Origin of the sequence: endosymbiont of Bathymodiolus septemdierum str. Myojin knoll (assembly GCF_001547755.1) — a bacterium.
Lineage (GTDB): Bacteria > Pseudomonadota > Gammaproteobacteria > PS1 > Pseudothioglobaceae > Thiodubiliella.
Genome location: NZ_AP013042.1, coordinates 507,790 through 525,357, shown reverse-complemented (window position 1 = coordinate 525,357; position 17,568 = coordinate 507,790). Strand labels below are relative to the sequence as shown.

Here is a 17,568-nt window from a genome sequence, read left to right as displayed (position 1 = left end):
TTTTTCAATCTAACTGGTTAAATAAGGCATTATCGCCCCGATACATCATATTAAAAACAAAATCAGATAATTTTCCCCAGTTTTTATCAAAAATCTTTTAATAAATCCAATATTTTATAGTAAAAAGTTGGCTTATTAATTTATTATCTCAAAACTATAAAACCCCAACAATTTCAAACAACAATCTAAACTTTCTTATTTCAAACCCGTTAAACTAAACAAAAAAAATCAGAGTAAAAAATCAGAGTAAAAAATGAGTAAAAAAACGCCCAACCAGAACTTAGAAGATTCATTTTTGGACAACCATAAGCCAAGACATTCTTTTTTACCCTCAAGATTAACGCCTAGGGCAATGTACATGGTCTTTTTAATGATTTGTTTATCTTGCCTAACTTTAATGACAATACCGTCTAAATAAACAATGGGGTAAATCTCATCCAATGGACGATTACGCCACTCTGTGGCGTGAGTAATAACCGCTTGTGTTACATTGGACACCAACGTTGCTGAGATGTCAGCGTCATACATCTCTTTAAAGGTTGTGACAATATCATGGGTGCTCATGCCTTTGGCATACAGGCTTAATATTTGATTATCAAAAGTGCCTAATCTGGTTTGACCCTTCTCAATGATAGCAGGCTCAAAGTTAGCATCGATCCCTTGGAATAGCAAGTTCAACTTCGCCATGATTACCTTTAACAATTTTAGAGTAGTAGCCATTGCGAGCGTTATTACTGGCATTAGATTCATTGCCATTTTGTCCATATTTTGGATAGCCAAGGTGATGTTCCATCTCAGCACCAAGTGCCGCTTCTATGGTCATCTTAACCAATGATGCAGACAAGTCTGCCAAGTCATCTTGGGTGTGGATGTCTTTGGCAAGCTCACCAGCAAAAGCACGGAGTTTTTGTTGGTTAATGCCTGTGTTGTTCAGTTGGTTCTTTTGGTTTTTTCTTAGTGTTGCGTTACTCATGTTTTTTCTCCTTTTTAGGGATTATAAAATATGAGGGTTTACACAATCTGGTTTACAGGGTCTTTTTATTTTTCTAAGGGAGGAGTTTTTTGATACTAACATCTAGCACTTTTGATATTTTATACAGATGGATTAAACTAAACTTTTGTTTTGTTTATTATTTTCATAATCACTATAAGAACCTGTTGAATTTATGTTTATTGCCACTGCTAAATCTATTTGTTTCACACCTTTTTTTATACGAAGATCTTTTACATTTTTTGCCGCTTCTTTGCAAAAATCTTGTATTTCGTTTTCATTAAAATCAATGTATTTCATTATGGAACTTGCAATAAAATAAAAAAATAATAATTGAATGTAGAAAAGATAAACTCTCTAATATAGAGAGTATAATATTTGACAATCAGTATTGGTTGCAATCAGGGAATATAATTAAAAATGGGAAACAACAAAGAAAAGGAAAAATATAAGCTAACAGGACCAGAAAAACTCTATCTAGCTTTGGCAGTATTCTATTCTGTAATTACCATTTATTTGCTAAATACGCCCATTGGTGAGTGGATATTTAATTTAGGGCAATACAATACTCAACTGCTAGAGGTTTTTCCAAAGGCGCAATACTGGGTAAATGTGTCAGTGGCGTACCGGGAGAAAATGATACTGCTGTATGTTTTGTATCAAGGGATTTTTTGGTTTGTTTTTATTACGACCATCGGGATTTTTATTAAAGATTGGGCTTGGTATAAACAGAATGCAATTCACTACACCCATAAAAGAGTTAGAAAAAAATATTTAATGGTGTTTTATATTTTTTTTACAGGGATTTTCCTTATTGGAACGATTTTCTCGAATGCATCCGAAGGTTCAAAATTTTATATGCTGTATGACCAATTAGACAAGGTAGGTAGAAATAATGATATTTTTCAGTGGAATAGTATTTATGGCTTTATTTTTAACAGGTTAGTGCTTGGTTCTCTTATCTATTTGATGACATTCTATTTTATAGTTTCAATACTAGCCACAAAAACACTTTTTACAAACAATTCAAATAAAGGAGAATAACCATGAGTCTAACAAATGAAGAGCAACAAAATCAAGACAATCTAGCAAAAGTTAAATTAGCTGTAGACATTGTATTTTCTGCACAAGTGGAAACAGCCAGAGCCTTAGGCGCTAGTGATGACGCACTTAAAATGATGAATAACACCTTTAAACTCAAAGGTGGTGCACTGGGTATCGCTCAAATTGCTCTTGCTACTCATCAAGAGGGTGCAGCAGGAGGCATTGATGCAGCAATTAGCTGGGGTATTGGTACACTTGCTGGTGTTGGTGCAGTAGCGTTTGTCTCCAATCCAATAGGCGCTGCTATTACATTAATTACTATAAGCTGGGGTGGCAGTATAGTTTATAATAATACAATCAGCGATACAGTAAAATCTACTCTCAACAACTGGTTTAATGATGACATTACCCCTGAACAAAAACAACAACAATTCAACACCATTGCTGATGGTACATCTAGTGAATTCAAACAAGCCTTTGAAATAGAAAGCCCCAAAACCTTGGCAGAAATCAGTACTGAATTCAACCTACAGCCATCGGATAGTTCAACCCAACAGCAAAACATACTAAACGCAATTGCCCGTGAATCCTTCCTGGGCAACCCAATAGACAAATTCACCTCTCAAACCGCAGACCAAGCCCTAAAAAACTGGCAAAACCAAGACATCCTAGACCTTAACGACCAAGGTAAATGGGTAGTTAACACCCCTGATGTTGATTTTAACGATATCGGTGATTTGTTTAACGCAGAAAAAGCCATGCGCCAAGAATTAAAAGATGGCTGGATAACTCGTGAAGAGTTTAGAGCCTTCCAAGATTATGTATTAAATTCCTCCTTAGGTAATTATAAATTTAAATCTAACTATGATTTTAATGAACTCTGCTACCCAATTGGTGCATTTTATGATTCTCAAAGTGCAGAGTATGACAATGCCCAAAGTATTGCTAGCAGCACAGGTGTGCTTGTTGACAGTAACCTAAACCCAATAACCAAAGAACAACTAGCAGCGCTAGATACTAATAACGACGGACAACTAACAACTGATGAAACCACCGGACTAAAACTCTGGACGGACACTAACGAAGATGGGCAACTAAATACCGATGAATTAGTTGAGTTAAGTACATTATCAAGCCCTATTAAACAAGCTGATTACGCTCTTTATACCCAAGGCAATGCACATATTGCTACAAACAAGCCTAATCAAGTAAGTCAAATAGCCGAGCCAACAACACCTAATAGTAACTATCGCCATCTGCGAGATACAGATAATGTTTATTTTGTTAATGGAGGCGCGTACAAATGGACCTCGTCTATGGTAAAGATAAACTACAACAATAAAAGTTATTTAATCGGCACTGATGGTAATGATGCCTTTAATGTGAATTATTATGCTAGCACTAACTACTTTAACCTTAATCTAATCACCCACTTCCTTGCAGGTGATGGCAATGATTTTATGGGTGGTAGTGCTAGATCTGACAGCCTCTGGGGTGGCAAGGGTAATGATGAGTTACTTGGCTATGCAGGCAACGACATGATATATGGCGAGCAAGGTAACGATAGAATCTTTGCAGATGTAGGTGATGACACTGTTTTAGGTGGTGCTGGTGATGATTTACTACTAGGTTTTACTGCCAGTAACGATGCCAAGCAAACGCTAAATGCAGGTGAAAGTGATAACGACCATTTATATGGCGGTGCGGGCGATGATAATCTATACGGCGGCTTAGGCAATGATTACCTTGATGGCGGCACTGGGAATGATGTGCTGGTTGGCGGTAAGGGCAATGACAAACTCTTTGGCGGTAGTGGTAATGATGAACTCCAAGGCAATGAGGGTAATGATGAATTAATCGGTGGAGACGGCGAAGATAGGCTGTTTGGACAAACAGGCAATGACAAGCTTTGGGGTGGTGCTGGGAATGATTTACTTCTAGGCTTTACTGCTGCGAATCAAGACAAGCAAAGCCTGGATGCTGGGGAAACTGATAATGATTATCTCCATGGCGGTGCTGGCAACGATGTATTAATCGCTGGCTTGGGTGATGATATATTGTATGGTGGCACTGAGAATGACGAGCTCCAAGGCGATGAGGGTGATGATAAACTCTATGGCGAACAAGGCAACGACAATCTGTTTGGTCAAGTGGGTGATGATGTTTTGTATGGTGGCGCTGGAAATGATTATTTAGCTGGATTTACCGCAAGCAATGAAGACAAGCAAACTCTAAATGCAGGTGAAAGCGATAACGACCACCTATACGGTGGCGCGGGCTTTGATACTCTAGTTGGTGGCTTAGGTGATGATTATCTTGATGGTGGCGCTGATGCAGATGTCATGGTCGGTGGCAAAGGCAATGATATTTATATTGTAAATAGTGTGAATGATAGTATTTATGAGCAAAGCAATCAAGGTTATGACACAGTTATCTCTAGTACTAGTTATTTGCTGAATGCTAATATTGAAGAATTGCGCCTACTGGAAGGATTTGATATCCACGGCACAGGTAATGCACAAGATAATAAAATTATTGGCAACAGTAGTGATAATATCATTGATGGCGTAACGGGTGCTGATGTGATGATTGGTGGTTTAGGCAACGATACTTATTATGTTGATAATATCAATGACCAAGTTATTGAAAACAACAACGAAGGCATAGACAATGTACAAAGTAGCATTACCTACACACTAGACTCTAATACTGAAAACCTCATCTTACTTGACTTCTCTAAGCCTGAAAAAGGCAAAGTGGACGGTGAAGATGTTTTGGTTTACGGCTTTCCAAAACGCAACGAACTTGATTACATCCAAGGTGATGCTGTTGAGAATTACCAAGGCACTTGTGCACTCACTTCAATTGCCAATCTTATCACCCAAACAGGCAAACCTACCACAGAGGGTGAGGTGGTTAATTTGGCTATTAAAAACAACTGGGCAGTTAATAATCCGAGTTTGCCAGCAAGTCAATTAGGTGGTTCAAACTACCTACAACAACAAGCAATCCTAGATAATTATGGGATTGATAATGATGTTATTCAAGGCTATAACGAAACAGGCATTGCTAATTTATTACGCGGCGGTCGTGGGCTAATACTATCCGTTAATGCAGGTGTGTTATGGGATGAGCAAAATTATGTAGGTAGCGGCAGTGTAAACCACGCCGTCACTTTAACGGGTGCAGTGCACAACGCTGGTAATGGCGAACTTGTAGGGTTCTATATCAGTGATTCGGGGCGTGGTAAGGTTAATGATATGACGCGTTTTGTTGATATTGAAACCTTCCGCAAGGCAGCAGATGTTGCTAATGCATATACTATTTACACCAAAGAAACGGTTAAACTTTGGAATGAGGATATAGATGCAACTGGTAACAATGAAGCAAACTATATTATTGGTAATCGTGGTAATAACACTTTGCAAGGTTTAGCAGGTGATGATAATATTAAAGCCCAAGCTGGAAATGATGTTATTACAGGCGGCGCAGGTGATGATAATTTAGATGGTGGCGTGGGTAATGATACTTATCACTTTAGTTTAGGCGATGGAAATGATGTTATTGTTGATGCTCAAGGTGTGGATAGTATTGTATTTGGCGATGGCATTGAAATTGCTGATATTAGCGTTACTATAGATGGAGCTGATTTATTACTTACTATAAACGATCAAGACAGTATTCGCATAAAAGACACGGAAAATGGGGTTATTGAGCGCATTATGTTTGCCGATGGCGCTATTTGGTATATCAATGCAGCAAATGATAATTTTAATGCAGATGCAACAGGAAGGATTTACCTGCAAGGTGAAACAACACAGGGGCAAACCCTAACATTAACTAGCTCTGTGTCTGATGCTGATGGTATGGGTGATGTTAATTACCAATGGCAAGTATCGACAGATAGGCAAACCTGGGTAGATATTGTTGGCGCCACAAGTAGTGAACTAACCCTAGCACAAGCGCATACTGGCAAGTATGTAAGAACTGTTGTTAGTTATACTGATGATCGTGGCACTTTAGAAAGTGTAACTACATACTCTAGCGCTCAAATTATAAGTGATAATCACGCGCCAGTTGTAACTACTGCGGTTAGCCTTACAGGTACAGAAGACCAAAATCTAAGTATTACCACGGCGCAATTACTAGCCAATGCGAGTGATGTTGATGGTGATGATTTGACTGTTAGTAATTTGGTTGTCATTGGCAACAATGCAAGCATAACTAATAACAACGATGGCACTTGGAGTCTTGCGCCAAATGCTAACTTCAATGGTCAAATTCAATTGAGTTATGATATTAGTGATGGGCAGGCAACGATTAACGCTATTGCCATAGCAAATATAGAGGCTGTAAACTTTGATATTTCTAATGATATTAACACCACGGGCGAGCTGACATTAGGCGATGTTATTACTGGTGCTATTGAAACATCCAATGATACAGATTGGTTCCGTATTACTTTGGAAGCCGGTATAAACTATCAGATCGACCTAGAGGGCGCCCCTACTAATGCAGGTACATTGAGCGATACTTATCTAGGTGGTATTTGTGACGCCAATGGCCATATAATAAGTGGCACCAACAATGATGATGGAGGTGTGTCAACTAACTCACGACTTATTTTTAATGCGGTAGAATCTGGTACTTATTATATCTCTGCTGAGTCTTTTGGCTCTAATATAGGCACTTATTCACTGGGCATTGATGATATGAGCGTTATTTAATAAATAGTAATCCATCAAACCAAAAAATATATAAAGGCAAAAGTAAAATAAAGGAGTGCAAATATTAATAAAAAGATACAAGGGGACTTATTCCATGACTTTGATTTATTACATGATTAACGCTTGTCATAATCAGATTAAGGTCTTTGTGAGTTTATAATTATTAGACGATGTAATAAACAGAATCAACATAAATAACAAAACGCTCGCTGTTATAATATCATTTTTACACATATGCATATTTTAAAAGTGGAATTTAACCAGCAGGACAACCAGAAAAATAGCATTATTTCTGTGAATGATAAAACCATCACTTTATCGCACACAAGTTTGACTACGCCCTGCTTTGTCTCCACTAACTATCACACAGAAACACCGGATATGACACTAGAAAAGTTGGATAAAATGTCATTATTTCCACTTTCTTCAAAAGATGATATTGACATACTCATTGTTGGCACAGGTGCAACTGGTTGTTTTTTAGACCCGCAACAGCAAGTTGCCATTCAACAAATGGGGATTGGCATTGAAAGTATGAGTACGGAATCTGCCTATCGCAGTTTTAATTTATTATTGTCTGATATGCGCTTAGTGGGGCTCCTTTTGCTATGACTCAAATAGACAAACTTCGACATTATTGGCACTACTTCAAAATGGACACCCCTTTATTTTTAATGTTAATGGGTATTAGTATTTTTGGATTGACCATACTTTATAGCGCCTCGGCTGAATCAATCAGTTTGGTTTATAAGCAAATGTTGCACTTTGCGCTTGCAATCAGTATGATGCTGATTATTGCACAAATACCACCTTATATCTTTAGGCGATATTCCCCCTATTTAATGTTACTTGGTATCTTTTTATTACTCTTGGTTTTACTGTTTGGATCCAGTAGTGGCGGCGCTCAACGCTGGCTGGACATGGGATTTATGCGTTTTCAACCATCGGAACTTATGAAAGTTATTGTGCCGATTGCGATTGCTTCAATCCTTAGTGAAAAAACCCTTCCACCGCAGCCTGTGTCAATATTCACTTCATTGTCAGCAATCATCGTTATTGTTTTATTGATTGCCAAACAGCCTGATTTAGGCACCTCCCTACTCATCGGTGCTAGTGGTATTTATGTATTAATACTTTCAGGCGTGCGTATTCAAATCCTGAGAAACAATTTTCTCAATCTTGGTGTCATCGGTGCAGGTGTGATTGGCAGTGGTTATGTCGCTTGGAATTATTTATTGATAGGGTATCAGAAGAAACGCATTCTAACCATGATTGACCCAACTTTAGACCCGCTTGGTGCGGGCTATCATATCTTGCAATCTAAGATTGCCATTGGCTCTGGCGGACTGCTTGGCAAGGGTTTTGAGCAAGGCTCTCAGGCGCAACTTAACTTCTTACCAGAGCACAGTACTGACTTTATTTTTGCTGTCATTGCAGAAGAATTGGGCTTTATCGGTGTCTTGTTATTATTGTGTTTTTACGGTTTAATTGTTTGGCGCTGCTTCGTCATTGCCATTGAATCAGAAGATACTTTTTCCAAACTGCTTGGCGCCAGTTTAACATTGATTTTCTTTACCTATATATTTGTTAATATCGGAATGGTGTCAGGCTTACTGCCAGTTGTAGGTGTGCCATTGCCGCTTATTAGTTATGGTGGCTCATCGTTGATTACGCTATTTGCAAGTTTTGGTATTATTATGTCAATCCGTAAACATAAAGCACCGAGTTACTTATCATGAGACTCCTTGCTATTTCTCTCTTGCTCCTATCCTCATTGGTTTCTGCCAAAATAGTGCCAGCAACCTACTTTAAAACCACGCAGAATTTCATTGATAAAATGGTAACAAAGCACGATTTTAATCGTGATGAATTACTGACTATTTTTGCCACTGTTAAATTTAAAATTGCTGATAAACCTATCAAGAAAAATAAAGTCAAGCGCGTGAAAAAACCGCCGATGGTGTGGGACAAATATAGAGACTTATTTCTTACCGAAGAACGCATTAATAATGGCGTTAAGTTTTGGAAGGATAATTTAGCAGTCATAACGCGCGCTGAAAAAACTTACAATGTACCTGCTGAAATTATCGTTGCTATTTTAGGCATAGAAACCAGTTATGGTAGCAAAAAAGGTACGCACTCGACTTTCAAGGTTTTAACAACCCGCGCCTTTACTAATTACCGCCGACGCAATTTTTACCGCAATGAATTAGAGTCATTCTTGCTAATGTCGCGTGACAATGCCATTGCGCCTTTGTCTGTTAAAGGTTCATACGCAGGGGCAATGGGATTTCCGCAATTTATTGCCAGTTCTTATCGTCATTATGCAGTAGACTTTGACCACGATGGTGTGATTGATTTGTTCTCTTCGCCTGCGGATGCTATTGGCTCTATTGCCAATTATTTTGACCAGCACCATTGGCACGATTTTGGTGAAATCGCTCGCCCTATTGAACTCCATGGTAAACAACTTGAACACGCCAAACGCGCGAATTCTAAACCAAAAATGAACGCAAAATTTTGGCGCAACAAAGGCTTCAACATTGATGTAGATATTAATGATAAAACAAAATTAGCCTTTATTCGGCTACCGCAAAAAACAATTGACGAAACTTGGCTCACTTTTTGGAATTTTTATGTACTAACCCGTTATAATCACGATAACCGATATGCAATAACCGCTTATCGTTTATCAGAAAAAATAAAACAACAATTTAATTTAAAATACTAAATAAAAACTATGAAATATCAATCACTTATTAAAAAATTAATGATCACCCTTAGCGTCTTATCATTCAATGTACAGGCGTCTATTTTCATCACACCTAAGGCGCCTTCAATTAATGCAGCGGCCTATCTCGTCGTTGACCATAATTCAGGCGTAGTGATTGCCTCTAGCGATGCAGATGAATTACGCGCACCCGCAAGTTTAACCAAATTAATGACTGCCTATGTGGTTTTTCAACTGATTAAAGATGGTAGAGTAGGGTTAAATGATGATGTGCGCATTAGTAAAAAAGCATGGAAAACAGGCGGGTCAAAAAGTTTTGTTGAGGTCGGTAAAACCATTAAATTAGAAACTTTATTACAAGGTATGATTATTCAATCTGGCAATGATTCGGCGGTCGCGTTGGCAGAGCATATTGCTGGCACTGAGGGTACTTTTGCGACTTATATGAATGAGTATGCTAAAGAGCTAGGGATGTTAAGTTCTAATTTTGAAAATGCCTCAGGTTTACCAGTCAAAGATAACAAGCAAAATGTTACCGCCAGAGATATGGCAAAACTTGCATCCGCAATTATTCGTGATTTCCCACAGTTCTACCCATGGTTTTCACAAAAAGAGTTTTCTTATCACGGTATAAAACAGCGTAATCGTAATAAATTACTTTGGTCCGATCACACAGTAGACGGGCTAAAAACAGGTCACACTAAAAGGGCGGGGTACAATCTTGTTGTTAGTGCTAAGCGTGTTGACGATATGCGTCTAATTTCCGTAGTGCTTGGCTCAACGGGTACGCAAGCCAGAGCAGAACAAACTCAAACACTCTTGGATTATGGTTTCCGTTTTTATGAAACCAAAAAAATTAGTGAAATTAGCAATAAAATACCGATTCCCAGTTCAACCAAAAAAGCAATAAAAGTGGGTTTTAATCATCCGCAAGCAATCACTTTACCGCGTGGTCAATACAGACTGTCTCAGCAGGCGATTGAGTTAAATAATAATTTGGCAGCACCAATTAGCAAAGGCGATAACATTGGACACTTTATTATTAAATTTGAAGGCAATGTGTTGGCAAAACTGCCGATTATCGCCCTGGAAGATGCACCTGAATCTGGTTTCTTCTCACGACTACTGGATAAAATTGGGCTATAAATGGTCTATCTGAACGGCAATTTTATTGCAAAAAACAAAGCCTCTATTTCTGTTATGGATAGAGGCTTTTTATTCGGCGATGGTGTTTATGAGGTTATCCCTGTTTATAACGGCAAAATATTTCGTCTAAAAGCACATCTTAAACGCCTACAAAAAAGTTTAGACTCAGTAAAAATCCCCAACCCTCATACCAAAAGTGAGTGGTTAGATATTTTTAATCAATTACTCAGCCATGCAAAAACAGATGACCAATCCATCTATTTTCAAATCACGCGTGGCGTAGACACACAAAGAAAACACAGTTTTGAATCGCTAACCCCAACGGTTTATATTGAGACTAACCCGTTAATACCAAAACCCAAACAAGTATTAGAACAGGGTTTTCGTGTTATTACCCAGCCTGATATTCGCTGGTCACGATGCGACATCAAAGCCACTTCGCTATTAGCAAATACGCTCTACGCACAAAACGCCAAAGAACAGAAAATGGAAGAAGTAATTTTGCACCGTGATAATATCATCACCGAAGGCGCAACTTCTAATGTCTTTATGATAAAAGACAGTACGCTTTACACGCACCCAACAGGGGTGAATATCCTCTCAGGCATTACCCGAGATTTAGCAATGGAAAGTGCACAAGCCTGTGGCCTTACGATTAATGAATCAACCTTCACGCTAAATAAATTATTGAACGCTGACGAGGTTTGGATTTCCAGCTCCACCCGTGAAGTGATGCCGATTATCCAGATAGATGGGCGCACTGTGAATAGCGGTAAAGTCGGGCAATATTGGGAATGTGTGTATGAACATTATCAACACCTCAAAGAGGCATCCGAATGATAGATTTACGCCTGGATGCACTCACAGACTGGCTGGAAATTTTCTTTGGTGATGAAAATTTCGTCATTGTTAGTGCCAGCGATGATGCCAGTTTTCGTCGTTATTTCAGAGTGGAACGCAGTAATAGCACCTTTATTGCAATGGATGCCCCCCCTGAAAAAGAAGACAATAAATCGTTTATAAAAATTGCCCAGTTGTTAAGAAACAACAATCTATACGCGCCAAAAATTATTGAATTTGATTTAATTCAGGGTTTTTTATTGATTGAAGATTTAGGCAATACCACTTTTTTACAAGCACTAAGAGAGGATAACCGTATAGATTTATATAAAAAATCCATTGACACACTCGTGCAAATGCAAGCCATTGATTGCAAAAACAAGCACTTACCTATCTATAATAACAACCTATTAAAAGCTGAAATGCAGTTATTGGTTGATTGGTATCTACCAAAAAACAGTCAGCATCTTAACGCATTACAAAGCCTTTTTCAAAGCCTTAGCGACAATGCACTCAGCAGCCCACAAGTTTTCGTCCATCGTGATTACCATGTACGCAATATGATGATGGTTAATGGTGAGATTGCGCTTATTGACTTTCAAGATGCACTAGTCGGTTCAAACACTTATGACTTATGTTCTTTACTCAAAGATGCCTACCTTGAATTATCTAGCGATGAAATTCAAATACTTTTAAAATATTATTATCAACAAGCAAATATAAAAATTGCATTTTCAAATTTTGAAAAACAATTTGAATTAATGGGCTTACAGCGCCATTTGAAAATCCTTGGCATCTTCAAACGCCTCTCTATTCGTGACGGCAAACATCAATATTTAGACGACATTCCTTTGGTTGAAAAATATATACGACAAGTCGCCGATAAATACCCAGATTTCACCCTCTTAAAGGATGTTATATGAAGGCTATGATTCTCGCCGCAGGCAAAGGTGAACGAATGATGCCACTAACCAAAGACACGCCAAAACCATTACTCAAAGTCCATGGTAAAACGCTGATTGAGCATACGATAGACAACCTTAAAAAATCAAGTATTACCGATATTGTCATTAATACCGCCTATCTTGGCAATAAAATCCAGGTGTATTTAGGTGATGGCAGTCAATTCGGCGTGCAAATCCAATATAGTGCTGAAACCACCATTTTAGAAACTGCTGGTGGCATCATTCAAGCCTTACCCTTATTAGGTAATGAGCCTTTTATGGTGATTAACGCCGATGTCTTATGCGACTTAGATTTATCCCTGCCCATCTTACCCAATGATGCTTTGGCGCATTTAGTATTGATTGACAACCCAGGACACAATCTGGTCGGTGATTTTTCCCTAAACGACAACCGAATCACCTTGAAAAAAGAGCAAACTTACACTTTTTCAGGTATCGGCATCTACCACCCCAATTTTTTTCAATCACACTTAAACAGTAAACAAAAACTTCCGCTTATTACCTTATTCAAAGAAGCCATTAGCAGTAACAAACTCACTGGCAAACACTACCAATGCGACTGGCACGATATTGGTACGCCAGAGCGACTTGAATTAATGAATAAGATATAAACCAGCCTTAATTTTAAGTAAAATAATCTTTGGTAACATCAAGGGTGCGTTAACAATGAATGATTATGAACCCCGCCAGATCCGGAAGGAAGCAACGGTAATAATTTTTTCAGGTGTCGGCTGTCATTCTCGGTGTTACCATTTTGAATTCAGGACTTAACATGAGCGAACCTTATCAAGTTTTAGCGCGTAAATACCGCCCACACACCTTTGGTGAAATGGTCGGTCAATCGCACACGACTAAAACCTTGATTAATGCACTTGATGCGGACAATTTACACCATGGCTTCCTATTTACCGGAACGCGAGGTGTAGGCAAAACTACCATTGCTAGAATTTTTGCCAAATCCATCAACTGCGAAAGCGGTGTTAGCTCTACCCCTTGTGGCACTTGCCCAACTTGCATAGAAATCGACAAAGGTCAGTCCATCGACCTCATCGAACTCGACGCTGCCTCGCACACAGGCGTTGACAATATGCGTGATATTTTGGAAAACGCACAATATATGCCGACCAAAAATCGCTATAAGATTTACCTAATTGACGAGGTGCATATGCTCTCAAAAAGCAGTTTCAATGCGCTGCTAAAAACCCTTGAAGAGCCACCAGAGCATATTAAATTTCTACTTGCAACTACCGACCCACAAAAAGTCCCTGTGACTGTCCTATCTCGCTGCTTGCAATTCACGCTACAAAAATTAACCCACGAAGAAATCCTCGGACAATTAAAGTTCATTATGGACACCGAGAAACACCAATACGAAGAATTAGCCCTCAGTCAAATTGCAGATTTCGGCAACGGGTCAATGCGTGATGCCCTCAGCCTACTTGACCAATCTATTTCATACGGCAATGGTAGCGTAATGGAAAAAGACATCAAGGCGATGCTCGGTTTGGTGCATCATGATGATATCATCACTTTAGCAAAGCACCTACTCAATCAAGATGCTAAAGCCTCGGTAAATTTTGTCAGAGAATTATCACATGAAGGCGAAAACCTAACGCAAGCACTTAAAGATTTAAGTACCTTATTTCATAAAATCTCTATTGCACAAATATTGGATAATGCTGATATTTCTGACAATGTAAAAGCCTTATCTACACAAATTTCAAACCAGGATTTACAACTTTTTTATCATATCACTATCAATGGCAGCAAAGATTTGCCACTGGCACCAAGCGAACAAATCGGTTTTGAAATGACGCTTTTGCGTATGCTGACTTTTCACTCTGAATCCCCTTCTGAGAAAAAAAAACACCTAAATTAGTCAAAATATCTAAAAAACAGCCAAAAATAGAAGAAAAACCCAAAAAACAGAAAAAAAATACAGAAAAACCTGTAGAAACGATTGAAAATATCGAAAAAATGCCATTTACCGTCAATTCTCAATCAAAATGGGAAACTTTAGTAAAAACCCTTGATTTCAATATTCCTGCACGGATGTTACTCAAAAACACCTTATTTAAAAGCAACGAAAAGCAATTACTAACCCTAAGTTTAGATGCGCAATTTTCCAGTTTACTCACTAACACCATTCAAAACTCTATTCAAGCCATTTTGCAGGCGAATTTCAAAGGTATCACATTACACATTAACCTTAACAAACTCACGGGCAAAACCCTAGCACAAAAAGAAACGCAAGTAGAAAATGAAAGAATGAACACCCTGCAAAAATCTTACTTCGCCGATAAAGGGGTGCAAAAATTACAACAAGTTTTTAATGCAAAAGTAGATATTAATTCAATAAAGGAGATAAGAAATGTTTAAAGGTGGAATGGCAGGTATGATGAAAAAAGCCCAACAAATGCAAGATAATATGAAACAAGCACAAGAGGAAATTAAATTACTCACTGCCACAGGAAAAGCCGCAGGTGGTGGTGTGCAAGTTAGTATCAATGGCGAATACCAAGCAACTAATATTCAAATTAACGACAATGTAATGGATGATAAAGATATGTTGGAAGATTTGATTTTGACAGCTTTCAATGATGCCAGTCAACAGATTGCCGATGCTTCCGCTGCCAAAATGAAAACTGCAACTGGTGGTATGAAAATCCCAGGTGGCATGAGCTTACCCTTTTAATAAAAAGAGACTTTTAATGATTGAATCTCTAAACCAAGCATTTTGCGCCTTACCTGGTGTTGGTAAAAAAACTGCTCAACGCTTCGTCTATCATCTATTAGAACGCGACCGCAATGGCGGCTTTGAACTCGCGAAAGCCTTAGTGGATGCTATGGAACATGTCAAACACTGCGCCTCGTGTCGCACCCTCAGCGAAAAAGAACTCTGCAACATCTGCACCAATAACAACCGCACCAGCACCCAACTCTGCATCGTAGAAACCCCCACTGATATCCACGCCATCGAACAAAGTGGCGCTTATAAAGGAAAATATTTCGTTCTCAGTGGCTACCTGTCCCCCATTGACGGCATCGGTGCTGCCGAATTAGGCTTGGACGAATTAGAGCAAAAACTCCGCACCCAAAGTGTCGAAGAAATCATCCTCGCCACCAACGCTACTATTGAAGGCGAAGTTACCGCTCATTACATCAGTAATATGTGTAAACAATTCAACATTCGCATCACCCGCATTGCTCACGGTATCCCAATCGGCGGTGAATTAGAATACGCTGATATAAATACCATTGCCCACGCCCTATCAGGCAGAAAAGATTACGATTAATTACTTAGACAACAACTCTATCTCATATCCATCAGGGTCTTTCAAAAATGCCACAATAGTATCACCTGCATTCATTGGTCCAGCTTCCCGAGTGATCTTAACGCCCATTGCTTTTGCGGCAGCTGTGGCTTGATAAACATCTTTCACATTAATGGCAATATGACCAAATCCTGTACCAATCTCATAATCATTCTTACCCCAATTATAAGTCAACTCCAGCGCTGACTCTTTTGTCTCAGGCCCATAGCCTAAAAACGCATTGGTAAATCTTCCTTGCGGATATTCCTTCTGCCTCAACAAACGCATCCCCAATACTTGCGTATAAAAAACAATGGATTTATCCAAATTGCCAACGCGTAACATAGTATGTAATATTCTCATAATTTTTTTTTGATGTGATATTAAATTGCTAGACTGTACCAAGTGCCTCGTGCTTTGCCGTTACGAATAATAAGTCCCAATTTAACCAATTCATTTAGTCTATTTTTGACACTTGGTCTGGAAATGGTTGTGATTAAGGCACTGGCATCAGTGATTGTTATACGATTATATTTTACTAAGTATTGCATAATGAGGACACTTTCTTGAGGCAGATGACTGTATTTTTCGACATTTTCGGTTTTGACTTTTAAATGGTCTTTTTGGCGTTTCAATGAACGAAAAAAGAAATTAAACCAAGGTAGCCAGTCTATTGTTGATTTGAGTGTTTTTTGTGTTCTTTGCAGGGCAAGATAATAGCCATCCTTATTTTTTTCGATAACACTTTCAAGTGAGCTGTATGGAATATATCCGTAGCCCGATTTGAGCATTAACAAAGATACCAAGGCACGAGAGAGTCGACCATTACCATCTTGAAAAGGATGGATGGCTAAAAACATAACATTAAATATAGCAATGACGATGAGTGGATGGTAACTTTTGTCTGACAAGGCTTCTCTTGTCCAGTGTATTAATTCTTGCATTTTTTGAGGCGTGTCAAAAGCAGATGTTGTTTCAAAAACGATACCTAAACTTTCACCAGTCGCATTAAAAACTTCGACATTGTTAGTGTGTTTTTTATATTCACCACGGTGTCTAACATCCTTGTCTGAATGTCTAAGTAGGATAATATGCAATTGTTTAATGTAGTTTTCACTAATTTCAATATATTCAAAATTAGAGAATACGGTTTCCATTATTTCGGAATAACCCGCAACTTCTTGCTCATCTCTATGAGTAAAAGATTGTTTTTTGACTTTGCTAAGTAGGGATTCTATTTCACTATCGGTTAACCTTGAACCTTCAATGCGAGTGGATGAACCAATACTTTCAATGGTTGCAACATGACGCAGGTGTGTTAAAAATTCAGGATTAAGGTTACTTTGCACTTGCCAACCGCCATTAAATTTATCAAGTTCAGCAATGGTATTTAGCAGTTCTGGTGTAATATTGAGCGTTTTTAAATCCATTTGGATAAATTTATGAATAAATAATTGTTTATTTTATCCTATTTTATCCAATAATATCCAATAACTAAGTTTTATTAACCAATCGCATTTTTTCAATACGGGGCATTTCTTTGATTTCATATTCTCTCTTTTGAGCGCTGCTACGGTCTTTAGCGGGTTCTTGATGGACTAATTCGCAGGGGCCATTGGCACGGGTATATTTGGCACCGCCTTTGATTTCACCGTTATGTTGGCGTAGTCGCTTGTCGATGTCGTTGGTAACGCCGCAATAGAGGGTGCCATTAATACATCTTAAAAGGTAAACGAACCAGGGTTTGTTTTTATTTGTGACTGGCATTATAAATCGTATATTTATGCTGAATTGATAGTATAATAACGCA

17 protein-coding genes, 1 other RNA gene and 1 pseudogene are annotated in these 17,568 nt (G+C 38.5%); 14 read left to right on the top strand and 5 right to left on the bottom strand.

The window, feature by feature from the left end; genetic code table 11:
* Positions 1 to 264: 264 nt before the first annotated feature.
* Both BSEPE_RS08290 and BSEPE_RS02780 read right to left on the bottom strand, forming a co-directional pair.
* Positions 265 to 919 (bottom strand): annotated as a pseudogene (locus tag BSEPE_RS08290) (IS256 family transposase); the annotation flags it as partial.
* 186 nt (positions 920 to 1,105) lie between these two features.
* Entirely contained in the window at positions 1,106 to 1,291 is a 186-nt protein-coding gene (locus BSEPE_RS02780; RefSeq protein WP_066043815.1) for a helix-turn-helix domain-containing protein, read from the bottom strand.
* 120 nt (positions 1,292 to 1,411) lie between these two features.
* On the opposite strand from BSEPE_RS02780, the gene BSEPE_RS02775 reads away from it, so the two are divergent.
* From BSEPE_RS02775 to recR, 14 genes are all read left to right on the top strand, one after another.
* A complete protein-coding gene (locus BSEPE_RS02775) occupies positions 1,412 to 2,035 on the top strand; it encodes a hypothetical protein (RefSeq protein ID WP_066043813.1) in 624 nt (207 codons plus the stop codon).
* Positions 2,036 to 2,037: 2 nt separating this feature from the next.
* Entirely contained in the window at positions 2,038 to 6,762 is a 4,725-nt protein-coding gene (locus BSEPE_RS08180) for a cadherin-like domain-containing protein (protein ID WP_066043810.1), read from the top strand.
* Between the two features lie 234 nt (positions 6,763 to 6,996).
* Positions 6,997 to 7,374 (top strand): Mth938-like domain-containing protein, encoded by a 378-nt coding sequence (locus BSEPE_RS02765; protein WP_231893521.1) that lies wholly within the window; start codon positions 6,997 to 6,999, stop codon positions 7,372 to 7,374.
* The gene (gene rodA / locus BSEPE_RS02760; protein WP_066043807.1) at positions 7,371 to 8,501 is read left to right on the top strand and encodes a rod shape-determining protein RodA; all 1,131 of its coding nucleotides are present in this window, start codon (positions 7,371 to 7,373) and stop codon (positions 8,499 to 8,501) included. Before BSEPE_RS02765 ends, rodA begins: the two co-directional genes overlap by 4 nt.
* Positions 8,498 to 9,493 carry a lytic murein transglycosylase B gene (gene mltB / locus BSEPE_RS02755; protein ID WP_066043804.1) on the top strand — a complete coding sequence of 332 codons (996 nt, stop codon included), beginning with the start codon at positions 8,498 to 8,500 and terminating at the stop codon, positions 9,491 to 9,493. Before rodA ends, mltB begins: the two co-directional genes overlap by 4 nt.
* Positions 9,494 to 9,502: 9 nt before the next feature.
* Positions 9,503 to 10,639 carry a D-alanyl-D-alanine carboxypeptidase family protein gene (locus BSEPE_RS02750; protein ID WP_157059372.1) on the top strand — a complete coding sequence of 379 codons (1,137 nt, stop codon included), beginning with the start codon at positions 9,503 to 9,505 and terminating at the stop codon, positions 10,637 to 10,639.
* Complete coding sequence (gene dat, locus BSEPE_RS02745; RefSeq protein WP_157059371.1) at positions 10,640 to 11,479, top strand: D-amino-acid transaminase; 840 nt, start codon at positions 10,640 to 10,642, stop codon at positions 11,477 to 11,479.
* The gene (locus BSEPE_RS02740; protein WP_070104552.1) at positions 11,476 to 12,402 is read left to right on the top strand and encodes an aminoglycoside phosphotransferase family protein; all 927 of its coding nucleotides are present in this window, start codon (positions 11,476 to 11,478) and stop codon (positions 12,400 to 12,402) included. Before dat ends, BSEPE_RS02740 begins: the two co-directional genes overlap by 4 nt.
* The gene (gene murU / locus BSEPE_RS02735) at positions 12,399 to 13,055 is read left to right on the top strand and encodes an N-acetylmuramate alpha-1-phosphate uridylyltransferase MurU (RefSeq protein ID WP_066043799.1); all 657 of its coding nucleotides are present in this window, start codon (positions 12,399 to 12,401) and stop codon (positions 13,053 to 13,055) included. The genes BSEPE_RS02740 and murU overlap by 4 nt, the downstream gene beginning before the upstream one ends.
* Positions 13,056 to 13,094: 39 nt before the next feature.
* Positions 13,095 to 13,190: signal recognition particle sRNA small type (gene ffs / locus BSEPE_RS02730), an RNA gene on the top strand.
* A gap of 8 nt (positions 13,191 to 13,198) precedes the next feature.
* A complete protein-coding gene (gene dnaX / locus BSEPE_RS02725; RefSeq protein ID WP_231893520.1) occupies positions 13,199 to 14,323 on the top strand; it encodes a DNA polymerase III subunit gamma/tau in 1,125 nt (374 codons plus the stop codon).
* Between the two features lie 98 nt (positions 14,324 to 14,421).
* Positions 14,422 to 14,823 carry a DNA polymerase III subunit gamma/tau C-terminal domain-containing protein gene (locus BSEPE_RS08120; protein WP_231893519.1) on the top strand — a complete coding sequence of 134 codons (402 nt, stop codon included), beginning with the start codon at positions 14,422 to 14,424 and terminating at the stop codon, positions 14,821 to 14,823.
* Positions 14,816 to 15,139, top strand: coding sequence for a YbaB/EbfC family nucleoid-associated protein (locus tag BSEPE_RS02720; RefSeq protein WP_066043797.1), 324 nt, complete (start codon positions 14,816 to 14,818; stop codon positions 15,137 to 15,139). The genes BSEPE_RS08120 and BSEPE_RS02720 overlap by 8 nt, the downstream gene beginning before the upstream one ends.
* 16 nt (positions 15,140 to 15,155) lie before the next feature.
* A complete protein-coding gene (gene recR, locus BSEPE_RS02715) occupies positions 15,156 to 15,740 on the top strand; it encodes a recombination mediator RecR (RefSeq protein ID WP_066043794.1) in 585 nt (194 codons plus the stop codon).
* Here the strand turns inward: recR and gloA are convergent, their stop codons facing one another.
* The 3 genes from gloA to BSEPE_RS02700 all read right to left on the bottom strand — a co-directional run bounded on the left by gloA (position 15,741) and on the right by BSEPE_RS02700 (position 17,525).
* Positions 15,741 to 16,121: a lactoylglutathione lyase gene (gloA, locus tag BSEPE_RS02710; protein WP_066046058.1), complete on the bottom strand. Its 381-nt coding sequence runs from the start codon at positions 16,119 to 16,121 to the stop codon at positions 15,741 to 15,743.
* A 20-nt stretch (positions 16,122 to 16,141) separates the two neighbouring features.
* Positions 16,142 to 17,188, bottom strand: coding sequence for a Fic family protein (locus BSEPE_RS02705; protein WP_066043789.1), 1,047 nt, complete (start codon positions 17,186 to 17,188; stop codon positions 16,142 to 16,144).
* Between the two features lie 64 nt (positions 17,189 to 17,252).
* Positions 17,253 to 17,525, bottom strand: coding sequence for a GIY-YIG nuclease family protein (locus BSEPE_RS02700; protein ID WP_066043784.1), 273 nt, complete (start codon positions 17,523 to 17,525; stop codon positions 17,253 to 17,255).
* Positions 17,526 to 17,568 lie beyond the last annotated feature (43 nt).

Bases quoted from the DNA above. Each gene is read 5' to 3' on its own strand.
- BSEPE_RS02780 (WP_066043815.1), bottom strand. From the start codon at position 1,291: ATGAAATACATTGATTTTAATGAAAACGAAATACAAGATTTTTGCAAA.
- BSEPE_RS02775 (WP_066043813.1), top strand. From the start codon at position 1,412: ATGGGAAACAACAAAGAAAAGGAAAAATATAAGCTAACAGGACCAGAA.
- BSEPE_RS08180 (WP_066043810.1), top strand. From the start codon at position 2,038: ATGAGTCTAACAAATGAAGAGCAACAAAATCAAGACAATCTAGCAAAA.
- BSEPE_RS02765 (WP_231893521.1), top strand. From the start codon at position 6,997: ATGCATATTTTAAAAGTGGAATTTAACCAGCAGGACAACCAGAAAAAT.
- rodA (WP_066043807.1), top strand. From the start codon at position 7,371: ATGACTCAAATAGACAAACTTCGACATTATTGGCACTACTTCAAAATG.
- mltB (WP_066043804.1), top strand. From the start codon at position 8,498: ATGAGACTCCTTGCTATTTCTCTCTTGCTCCTATCCTCATTGGTTTCT.
- BSEPE_RS02750 (WP_157059372.1), top strand. From the start codon at position 9,503: ATGAAATATCAATCACTTATTAAAAAATTAATGATCACCCTTAGCGTC.
- dat (WP_157059371.1), top strand. From the start codon at position 10,640: ATGGTCTATCTGAACGGCAATTTTATTGCAAAAAACAAAGCCTCTATT.
- BSEPE_RS02740 (WP_070104552.1), top strand. From the start codon at position 11,476: ATGATAGATTTACGCCTGGATGCACTCACAGACTGGCTGGAAATTTTC.
- murU (WP_066043799.1), top strand. From the start codon at position 12,399: ATGAAGGCTATGATTCTCGCCGCAGGCAAAGGTGAACGAATGATGCCA.
- BSEPE_RS08120 (WP_231893519.1), top strand. From the start codon at position 14,422: ATGCCATTTACCGTCAATTCTCAATCAAAATGGGAAACTTTAGTAAAA.
- BSEPE_RS02720 (WP_066043797.1), top strand. From the start codon at position 14,816: ATGTTTAAAGGTGGAATGGCAGGTATGATGAAAAAAGCCCAACAAATG.
- recR (WP_066043794.1), top strand. From the start codon at position 15,156: ATGATTGAATCTCTAAACCAAGCATTTTGCGCCTTACCTGGTGTTGGT.
- gloA (WP_066046058.1), bottom strand. From the start codon at position 16,121: ATGAGAATATTACATACTATGTTACGCGTTGGCAATTTGGATAAATCC.
- BSEPE_RS02705 (WP_066043789.1), bottom strand. From the start codon at position 17,188: ATGGATTTAAAAACGCTCAATATTACACCAGAACTGCTAAATACCATT.
- BSEPE_RS02700 (WP_066043784.1), bottom strand. From the start codon at position 17,525: ATGCCAGTCACAAATAAAAACAAACCCTGGTTCGTTTACCTTTTAAGA.